Origin of the sequence: Crenothrix polyspora (assembly GCF_900163755.1) — a bacterium.
GTDB lineage: Bacteria > Pseudomonadota > Gammaproteobacteria > Methylococcales > Methylomonadaceae > Crenothrix > Crenothrix polyspora.
On record NZ_FUKI01000064.1, the window covers coordinates 1 to 7,109 of the forward strand.

At 42.6% G+C, this 7,109-nt stretch carries 5 protein-coding genes; all 5 read left to right on the top strand.

The window, feature by feature from the left end; translation table 11 throughout:
• Window positions 1-251: 251 nt before the first annotated feature.
• The 5 genes from CRENPOLYSF2_RS04065 (at window position 252) to CRENPOLYSF2_RS04085 (ending at window position 6,571) form a co-directional block, all read left to right on the top strand.
• Window positions 252-2,756, top strand: a complete 2,505-nt coding sequence (locus CRENPOLYSF2_RS04065; protein WP_087142686.1) for an MATE family efflux transporter — start codon at window positions 252-254, stop codon at window positions 2,754-2,756.
• A gap of 147 nt (window positions 2,757-2,903) precedes the next feature.
• Entirely contained in the window at window positions 2,904-3,509 is a 606-nt protein-coding gene (locus CRENPOLYSF2_RS04070) for a hypothetical protein (RefSeq protein ID WP_087142687.1), read from the top strand.
• 36 nt (window positions 3,510-3,545) lie between these two features.
• Window positions 3,546-3,791: a hypothetical protein gene (locus CRENPOLYSF2_RS04075; RefSeq protein ID WP_087142688.1), complete on the top strand. Its 246-nt coding sequence runs from the start codon at window positions 3,546-3,548 to the stop codon at window positions 3,789-3,791.
• A 462-nt stretch (window positions 3,792-4,253) separates the two neighbouring features.
• The gene (locus tag CRENPOLYSF2_RS04080; protein WP_087142689.1) at window positions 4,254-5,915 is read left to right on the top strand and encodes a multicopper oxidase domain-containing protein; all 1,662 of its coding nucleotides are present in this window, start codon (window positions 4,254-4,256) and stop codon (window positions 5,913-5,915) included.
• Window positions 5,912-6,571, top strand: a complete 660-nt coding sequence (locus tag CRENPOLYSF2_RS04085; RefSeq protein WP_140396787.1) for a multicopper oxidase domain-containing protein — start codon at window positions 5,912-5,914, stop codon at window positions 6,569-6,571. Before CRENPOLYSF2_RS04080 ends, CRENPOLYSF2_RS04085 begins: the two co-directional genes overlap by 4 nt.
• The last annotated feature ends 538 nt before the right edge of the window (window positions 6,572-7,109 follow it).

The window sequence follows — 7,109 nt, forward strand, 5'->3', positions numbered from 1 at the left end:
GAGCTTGTCGAAGCATGAACGGCACACTTCGACAAGCTCAGTGCGAACGGTTACGCTGTAACTGTTGAACTGTGAAAAAGCTGCAATATTAACAACTTAACCGACTAAGCGACGCAAAAAATACTTAAATAACTGTGTGAAAAACCTAACATCCAAACACATTATTTATCGGCATAATGAACGAGAATCTAAAAGGTCTTATCAATAAATAATACAGGTTCTATTTAGCAGCATTTTCGTGGGGCATTAAAATGAACAACGACAATAACGGTAACGAACACGAATTTAAACGTCCCGTCAGCTGGCTAATGGGACGCGAACTGTTAGCCGGTTTAAAATGGATTGCGGCTTACTCGTTTCTTGGCGACAAACTTGGCTCTAAGGATTGGATGCATGCTGAAGTTATTACGCCGCCACATAACAATACCGACACCGCGTGTTATTGGTTCGACTATATCTCCGATACCGGCGATGGTATGAAAGCTGTCTACAATATTGCCTATCTGTGTATGAGTGATCTTTGGTTAGATAATCAACGTGGTATAAGCGCAAACAGCGTGGCGCTCAGTGCTGATAATATCTACAACCAGCAACTACCGCGTGGTGAATTTCTGTTTGTCGGCGGTGATACCGCCTATCATATTGCCGATATAGCGTCATTAAAAGAACGCTTTCAAGCACCTTTCAACTGGGCATATCAAGCTATTGTTGCTAACACGCAAAAAAAACCAGATAAACGCCCTATTTACGGTATTCCCGCTAATCATGATTATTACGATGTCCTCAATGGTTTTAATCTGCAATTTAGTAAACCCATTACCGACGACACCAAAGAGCTACAAGACAACTTACTGGGTTTACTGGGGTTTGATCGCACACAAACCACCAGCTATCTGGCCTTAAAATTACCTTTCGATTGGTGGTTATGGGGACTGGATTCGCAATCTGGCAAAATGGATAAACGCCAGCAAGCGTTTTTTATTTCCACATTATTGCAGGGTCAAGATAAACCGGAGCTGGTTAAAAACGGTGACCTTTTTAATAATGCACGCCAAAATACTGTCAGACAAATATTACAAGAATACAGCCCAGCCAAATTAATTGTCGCCACACCAGAGCCTACGACAGTGTTTGGTAAGTGGGCAAAAAACGACGCAGCGATTATCAATACTTTTACCTATTTAGGCTTAGAATCCAGCTTTTTAGAAAAATATGATGGCACACTCAGTGGCTATAAATGTCGACTAGATATTGCCGGGGATATTCATCACTACGCCCGTTACTGGGGCAACACCACAGAAAACCCACACGCCAATTATGCTTCAGTGGTGGCGGGCGGTGGCGGCGCTTTTTTACACCCTAGTCACACTAATGTAAATGAAGCCGCACAACAAGCACTCTATCCATCACGTAAAGATTCACATACCTTAATAACGCAAGCCATCCTCAACCCACTCAATATTATTCAAGGTGGTTATATCTGGCTAGTCGGTGGCTTAATTGCCTTACTGAGTTATTTTGCTGTCACAGTCCCCGAAAATACCTGGGCGCTTTTTAAGCTACTGCCCGAAGATTTACGACCCGACGCTACTGGCACGGTATTGCTATCCTCCATGAGAAACGCACTGGATACCTCTGGCATCAGCGACAGCATGCAATGCTGTTCTAGCGCCTACTATTTTGATCTTAGCTATATTATGCTCATTGTGCTACTTATGGGATCACAAGTGTATTGGCTTGCCAAACCAGACAATATGGACAGGCTTAAAAACGTGGCCAACCGAACATGGCTAAAATATGTTTTGATCTTTCTTATTGCCATTATCGGCAGTTTTCTCCCGCTGTTCAATTTAATCAGTTGGACACGTAAACAGCTACCAGAGCCCATGTTAGCGGGGTTATTAATCGCCTTATTTTTTATAACAGCCCTACTCATATTCACTTTAAATCGCCGCTACGGTGATATTCTTATTAAGCGTTCTAAACTTTATAAACAAACATTTTTCGAAGTACTGCCTTTATGGGCATTAACCATAGCCGGCCTTACTTATACTGTCTTTGGTTTTCTTCGCTACGGGCTTTACAGTGCAACAATCACATCATTTAACCTCATGATGATATTTATTTGGTTATTAATGACACTGGGACTAGTAGCACTGGCGGTGATTTTAGGCGGGCAATTACTCAATAACACCGGTAAAATAAAATTTGCGCTGATCGGTATCTGGCACTCATTTTTACAGCTAACTATTCCTGTGTGCCTGGTGCTATACAGCAGTTGGTACAATATAATGGCTATTTCAATCGCCGCCACCGCCATCACCTTATTAGCAGGCTATATCTTTAGCCGAGATTTTTTAGTCAAGGATCTGTCTTTAAATCAGCAGAAAAAACTGGCTAACCTATTATTTGCCAGTTGGGGGGTTATTGGCATCAGCGTTTTATTGGCTGCACTTGCAGGTAACCCCGTTGCCATCAGTAACTGGCGTTTAGTGGCTGCATTTTTACTAGGATTATTATTCAGCTGTATCTGGTTCGGCTGGTATCTGGCGGTATCGCTGGCCTATAACGGCCATGCCAACGAGTCGGGCGGCGGCGCACGGTCTGAATGTTATCGGCACATGATCCGTTTTAAGCTGACAGCAAACACCCTCACTGGCTATGTGATTGGTATCGACACCCCCATTACCGAAATTTCTGTTGACCACCCGCCCAAATTCCGGTTAGTGGATGTGTTTACCCTGCATGCCCAATAGACAAGGTAATATTCACATTTTTTATGTGCATTATGTAACATACAAAAAAATTACAGTCATGTATAAAGAACTAGCATTAATAATGTCCAACAACGTTTAGAGCATGTTCTTGGACATTTAGCTTATTCACGTTAGGAGGGTTCTATTATGAACAAATTATCAGCAGACAGAAATCCAACGACTGACAAGCCAACATCCAGTGATGCCCGTTACGCACCGGCTCGATGGTGGCAATGGATATTGGTGCATCCCACATTGTTCATTGCGCTATTGAGCCCTTCTGTACCTACGCTTATTGAAACAATAAAGTCAGTCAAATTAGGTGTTGGTTATGGGCAATCGGAAATTGCAGAATTGCAAAATACCATGTGGAGAACTAATCACGAATGCGCTAAAGCACCATTTAAGGGCTATGCAACCAAAACGAATATACAAGTAGACGGTACAATCTGTAAGTCTGGCGATGTTCTTTTGCGAGTCGCTTATCCAAACAAAGAACCTGGATATTGGTGGGTGCCGTTGGAAGGCATTATTAAAAATAACAAAATGGGTGGGTTAATCACTGCCGCAAATGCCGCAAGCGACAGTGCTCCTATCATCGTGGCAGATGCCGTACTTTGTCAGAGATTTATAACAGATGGTCAGCTGCTTAGGCGTATTGATACTGGACAAGGATGTTTTGATGAAATCGTCAACACCTATACCGGTCAGGTCATACAAAGAAATCCGGTGGCATGCAGTAATACCTGCTAGCCAGCAATTCAGTTACTCTACGAATAAGGTATCAAAATGTTTATCAAGTACCTACGTTACCTAGTTGCAGTACCATTATTTTGTGTTGGTGTACCGATTGTTGCGGCGCTTCCCACACAGGCTGCGGAAAATAAACTTCCCGTGAAACGGCGAGCAGAACCACCCAAAGTTGAAGAGCCAGAATATATAAAGATGAAAACCGAAACAGAACAAAATATGCCGGACAATACATCGCAAAAGCAAATCAAAAATAGTTTGCCACTGCCCAAAAAAACAAAATAGCTCAACACTAAGCGTATTGACATCCACATAAACCATAAAACACAGCGCTGTACTCAATACCTTTAAGCATACCAGCATCAGGTAAACATTGATAAACATTGATAACTGCTTTACCATCAAGCTTATGCTAAAGGCTAAAAAACAGCGGCAAAATAACGCAAGCACAGCTGCCTCGCCCTGATGGGGAGGCCACGTTGTTGATGTTATTTCCTGCGCGTTTAAAGCAATAACGGCTGAAAAATACACATTATATTGTCGTTATCGTTGTATTCTTAACGGTTACAGCGTTTTCAACTTAGGATAATTACAGCCACCGTTCGTGCTGAGCTTGTCGAAGCATGAGCGGCACACTTCGACAAGCTCAGTGCGAACGGTTACGCTGTAACTATTGAACTGTGAAAACGCTGTATGTACTGTGGATTGCCCGCTAGCAATACTTTGATTGCTCAATTGTTTAGGTATATGTCCAAAAAACTTCTTGCTGTACTGATGTTACTTGTTTGTTTACTGAGTGTTGCCGTTGTGCAATTAATGCCTAGTTTCCAACAAAAAGCCGGTGTTACCCCACCCGTCACCTTAGCCAATGGCTCGGTAGATACCAGCGATATAGAAAAGCCGTGTTCCAATGAAAACCCCGAATGGCGACCTGCACAGGTGATTGACGAGGTTGAGATAGAAGCATCGCCTGCCTGCGAACCCGATAATCCGTATGATGTGGCAGCTTCAGTAAAAGGCACTAACAATATATCGATGGCAACCTTGATGCAAACCCGACTCGCACAAGATGCCGTTGTTATGGGTGAGGACATTGATAAAGATGGCGATCCCGATGTAATCGACATTAAGCTTGAAGTGATGGAGCTCAATGGCGGTAGCCCTGATGGCAATTATTTAATTAATACCTTTGATATTGCCCCAGGTATTCAACCAGGACTGTGGGTGTTTGCGCCCAAATCCCAAGGCATGGGGGTGAAAAGTTTCACCACGTTTGCCGCCAACCCGCTGTTGCGTGCGCCATCGCCCACTATTCGCGTGGAACAAGGTGATAAAGTCACGATTACCTTGGAAAATACCCATTACTTGCCACACACCATCCATCTGCACGGGGTTGATCACCCGTGGCATAACTCAAAAGGTGATGATAACGACGGTATGGAAGAGCATCCGGTGTTTCCTGGCCAAAACCATACCTACGAGATACAGCCACGCCATACCGGCACTATGTTTTATCACTGCCACGTACAAACCGCGCGGCACATGCTGATGGGCTTAAGCGGCATGTTTGTCATCGAAGAAAACAAGCCTAATAACTGGGTACAAACCTTTAACGTGGGGGCAGGTCAGGTGCGACACCGCTCAGTAGCCAGTAAAGACACGTTTACTCAGGAATACGATTTATTTTATCAATCGCTGGATAAAAAACTCACCAAACTGGTACAGGAATATGGCGATCCACGGTTAATCGCCAACAAAATGACCCGCGATTACAATATGACCGAGTCGTTTGAAAATTATTTTATGCTCAATGGCCATTCTTACCCTTACACACTGCGTGATAGCATGATTATTGCCGGTGCAAACGAAAACATAAAATTGCGTATCGCTAACGCCCAACGCTCCTCTATTGCCATGCACATTCACGGCCACAAAGCGACGATTACCGCTTATGATGGTGTCGAGCAGGCTCCCGCCCAGCAAATTACCCGCGATGTGTTTGATGTTGCCCCGGCACAGCGTATCGATTTACAACTACAAACCCTAGATGATGGCTTACACAGCTATGGACAAGGTTTGTGGATGTTCCACGATCACGTACTCACTGGCACGAGCAGCGATGGCATGGAACCTGGCGGTAATATGGCGATTTTGGCGTATAAATCTTTGATAGATGAGCAAGGTATGCCCAAAATGCACGAGGCAGCGCTCAGCGAATTGTTTAACAAAAAGTATTATTCCAAGCAGCAATCGCTGTGGGATACCGGTGAGTTTTCGCATTTGTTGGGCGAAGCCGGTGTTTTTGAGATCAGCATGGTGCGCTTGGCGTTATTTGGTTTGGCGCTGGGTTTGCTTATCGGTCTGCTGGTGGTACTTATATTGGCTAATAAAACAAAAAACAAACTATGAAAAAATTGAGCGTAATGTCGATAGCCTTATGGGTACTTTTTATACAGCCTGTTGCCGCCATGACCATGAATCACGACGGTATGTTTATGGATGAAAAAAGCATGATTATGAATGCCAATGAAAACAACCTGCCCAAGGATTGCCCTAAAATATCGGAAACCGTTAATTTAACCATACGCGCGGGTCATAAACATGCGACTAAATTTAATGGCAAAATGTTCGCCTTTGATCAACAAGAATGGAAGGTAAAGCCGTGTGCCAAGATTACCATTACCTTTATTAACGATGATCAAATACGCCATCAATTAATGGTGCATGGCTTGCCAGGCTATTTGTACCCGCACGGTATGTTTCATTTGGAACTGTACGGCCAAGGCCAATTAACTGCGTCGTTGATTGTACCCAGTATGAAAAAAACCTACCTGGTGCATTGCGAAATACCCCAGCACATGGAAAAAGGCATGAAAGCGCAGTTAAAAGTTGATGGGGGTGATGTTGATATCCCCAGTATTCCAGGCATTAGCGCAGCGGTACGGGAAGACGTTTACCCAGTGCATTGGACCAATGCTACGTGGATTATCTTACTAACCTGTGTTGTGATGGGCTGTCTTGCAGCACTGTTATTTTTATTGCTCGCACGCAAAGAGTCCGTATAATGGCCAGCAAGACAAGATACATTACAAATAAATATCTATACATACATAAATAGTAAAAATACTTAATATTCTTTACGTAGCAGCTATTTATAGCACTAAAAAATACTGCTTAATTAATAAATTATTTGTTAATTATCAGTATATTGTCAAAAAATAGCAAGATACTTTCCGACCCTTAAGCACATTGTTTTACATGTTAAAATTCATGACATTATTCTGATTATTTTTAAATAAATAACTTGAATTTATTTACAGAATAAAAAATAAAAGCATTGATCCATATGGCAATTATTTATCTGAAAATCGATAATACGATGCGATCAATCTGCCAATTTTCATATTGTCTGTTAACAAAAAACTCATTCGCGCAACCAATATCCCAACAAAATTCTGCTCTATTTAAAGCCAGTAAAAAAATCAGGACAATGCGGTTAATTGCTATTCGGCAAAATACCGCTATTTAAATACGGAATATTCTAGTACTCAGTCACTCTTTAAATGTCGAATAACAGCCCCCATAAACAAGTTTCACGTAAGG

Coding starts and splice junctions, on each gene's coding strand:
- CRENPOLYSF2_RS04065 (WP_087142686.1), top strand. CDS start 252: ATGAACAACGACAATAACGGTAACGAACACGAATTTAAACGTCCCGTC.
- CRENPOLYSF2_RS04075 (WP_087142688.1), top strand. CDS start 3,546: ATGTTTATCAAGTACCTACGTTACCTAGTTGCAGTACCATTATTTTGT.
- CRENPOLYSF2_RS04080 (WP_087142689.1), top strand. CDS start 4,254: ATGTCCAAAAAACTTCTTGCTGTACTGATGTTACTTGTTTGTTTACTG.
- CRENPOLYSF2_RS04085 (WP_140396787.1), top strand. CDS start 5,912: ATGAAAAAATTGAGCGTAATGTCGATAGCCTTATGGGTACTTTTTATA.
- CRENPOLYSF2_RS04070 (WP_087142687.1), top strand. CDS start 2,904: ATGAACAAATTATCAGCAGACAGAAATCCAACGACTGACAAGCCAACA.